This is a genomic window from Hydrogenophaga sp. 70-12 (assembly GCF_001897365.1).
GTDB classification, from domain to species: domain Bacteria; phylum Pseudomonadota; class Gammaproteobacteria; order Burkholderiales; family Burkholderiaceae_C; genus Hydrogenophaga; species Hydrogenophaga borbori.
Genome location: NZ_MKSS01000188.1, coordinates 1 through 2324, shown reverse-complemented (window position 1 = coordinate 2324; position 2324 = coordinate 1). Strand labels below are relative to the sequence as shown.

The following is a 2324-nucleotide window of genomic DNA, read 5'->3' as shown; positions in this document are numbered from 1 at the left end:
GGTCGGTGGTGGCGACCAGGCGCCCGCGCACGCCCGGGTCGCTCAGGTTCACGCCGGGGGCGCTCAGGTCCACGATGGTGAGATCGAGCTGGTTGAGCATCGCGGCCAGGTCGTCGAGCGAGGTATTGGCGGGCTGCGTGATGCCCTCGCCCACCACCACCATCTGCTGCTGCGTATTGCCGGTGAAGGTGTAGCGCGCGCCGGGCGCGGCGGCGGGATCGAAGCTGATGGTGGGAGACAGGCTGGCCGTGCCGGAGAACAGGTAGCGCCCCTCCTGGTCGCGCGTGTTCGCGAAAGCCAGCACGCTGTCGCGCAGCGACTCGAGCGATCCCGAGACGGCGTTCACATCGGCGCTGCTGTTGGAGCCGTCGGCGGCGAACAGCAGCAGGTCCTGCAGTTGCAGCATGTCGTTGCTGATGCTGTCCAGGATGGATTCGCTCTGGCGCTGGCGCGACATGAGGGAACCCACGTTGTCGCGGTACTGCCTGAGGGCGGCCTCCTCGCGGTCCAGCCGCGCCAGGCGGACGCTGGAGATCGGGTCGTCGGACGGCAGCAGCACACGCTGGCCGTAGGCCATCTGCGTGAGCACCTTCTCGACGCGCGCCGTGGCCGCCTGCAGCGAGGTGCTCATGGTGATGTGGAACTGGTTGCTGGCGATGCGCATGTCCGGCTCCCTTGGCTCAGCGCAGCGACCCGATGACCGCGTCGAACAGCTCGCCCGCGACCTGGATCACCTTCATGTTGGCGGTGTACATCTGCTGGTACTGCACGAGGTTGATGGCTTCCTCGTCGGTGTTGACGCTGCTGGTGGACGCCCAGCTCTGCTGCGCCTGGTCGCGCACGGTCTTGGCCGTGTCGAACGAGGCCTGGGACTGCTGGCTGCGAATGCCGATGCCGCCGAGCAGCTGGGTGTAGACGTCGCCCATGCGCACCGTGCCCAGGCCGGCGATGGGCACCGACTGGTTCTGCAGGCCGATGATCGCCAGCAGGTTGTCGCTGTTGCCCGCCTGCAGCGGATCGCTGGAGAACGCCAGTTCATCGCCCGTGACGCCCGGGCGCACCGAGAGCAGACCGTTGGCGCCGTTGAAGACGAACAGGTCGGTGCCGGGCGAACCGTCGGGCGCGAAGCCCGCCGCCAGCTGGCCGTTCACCCGGGTGGCCAGCTCCTCGGCCAGCGAGGCAATCGAGGCCACCGTGGGCATGAGCACGCCGTCCTCGAACTCGTAAAGGCCACCGAGCTGGCCCGCCAGGCCCTCGGTGCGCACCTTGAACGACTCCTTGGCGAAGGCCACCTCGATGGCCTGCGATCCGTCGAGCTGGTTCACGAGCGCCATGCGGCCCGCCACCCCGCCCGCCACGAGCGGCACGCCGGACTTGAGCGAGACGCTGCGCGAACCGTCGGGTTGGTCCACCACCGACAGGCCCACCAGCTGGGACAGCTCGTCGATGCGCAGGTCGCGCTCGTCGACCAGGCCCGAGGGATTGACGTTGATCGACTCGGCGGCGGTGATCTCGCCGTTGAGCCGGGCGATCTGTTCCGCCAGGTTGTTGATCTGCGTGACCGAAGCCCCGCGCTGCTGGCCGATCGAGAGGCGCTGGTTGAGCAGCACCTGGTTGAGGCCGTTGAAGCGCTGCGCGAGCGCCTCGGCCTCGGTGATGATCTGCTGGCGCAGCGGCGCCGAGTTCGGGTCCACGCTGGCGGCGTTGAGCGCGCCGAAGAAGGCGTCCAGGCCCTTGTTGAGGCTGGAACCCTCGCCCGACATCACCTGCTCGATCTGCTTCAGGTAAGGCTGCACGGTCTCGTGGCGGCCCAGCTCGGACGCGGCCGACCAGAGCTGGTGGCTCTTGTAGCCGTCGCTGAAGCGAATGAGCGAGGGCACGCGCACGCCATTGCCGCTGCCGGCCGCGCCGGCCGCCGTGGGCCCCACGGCCGAGAACAGTGCGCCCTGGCGGGTGAAGCCGGGCGTCATCGCGTTGGCGACGTTGTGGCTGGTGGTGTTCAGGGCGGCCTGCGCGGCCATCGCGCCGCTCAGGGCGATCTGCTGGATCTTCATGGTGTGGGCCCGGTGGCGTCGGCGGGCGAAGCGCCCGCGCCTTGCCCTGACAGGGCGACCGGATCAGCGCCGGACTTAAGCGGCACGGGCATGGCGGGCGGCAGGAGCTGGCGCAGGATCACGTCGGCGATGCCGAAGGCGCGCTGGCGCGCCATGGCGTCGGCCACCTGCGTGTCGGCGATGTCCAGCATGTCCTGGTGGATGCGGTCCTTGAAGGGGCTGTCCTCACCCGCCAGGGCCTGCGTGGCCTGGCGCATCTGCTTGAGCATC

The 2324-nt window shown here is 69.3% G+C and carries 3 protein-coding genes; all 3 read right to left on the bottom strand.

Annotation, left to right across the window (positions count from 1 at the left end; genetic code table 11):
• Positions 1 to 664 (bottom strand): flagellin N-terminal helical domain-containing protein (locus tag BGO22_RS11355; protein WP_286850905.1); only part of this gene is annotated, 664 nt, incomplete at its 3' end.
• Between the two features lie 16 nt (positions 665 to 680).
• Positions 681 to 2054 (bottom strand): flagellar hook-associated protein FlgK, encoded by a 1374-nt coding sequence (gene flgK, locus BGO22_RS11350; protein WP_286850903.1) that lies wholly within the window; start codon positions 2052 to 2054, stop codon positions 681 to 683.
• On the bottom strand, positions 2051 to 2324 hold a 274-nt coding region (locus BGO22_RS11345), incomplete at its 5' end, for a rod-binding protein (RefSeq protein ID WP_286850902.1). The genes BGO22_RS11345 and flgK, both read right to left, overlap by 4 nt.

Excerpts from the sequence above, each read along its gene's own strand:
- flgK (WP_286850903.1), bottom strand. The coding sequence starts at position 2,054 with ATGAAGATCCAGCAGATCGCCCTGAGCGGCGCGATGGCCGCGCAGGCC.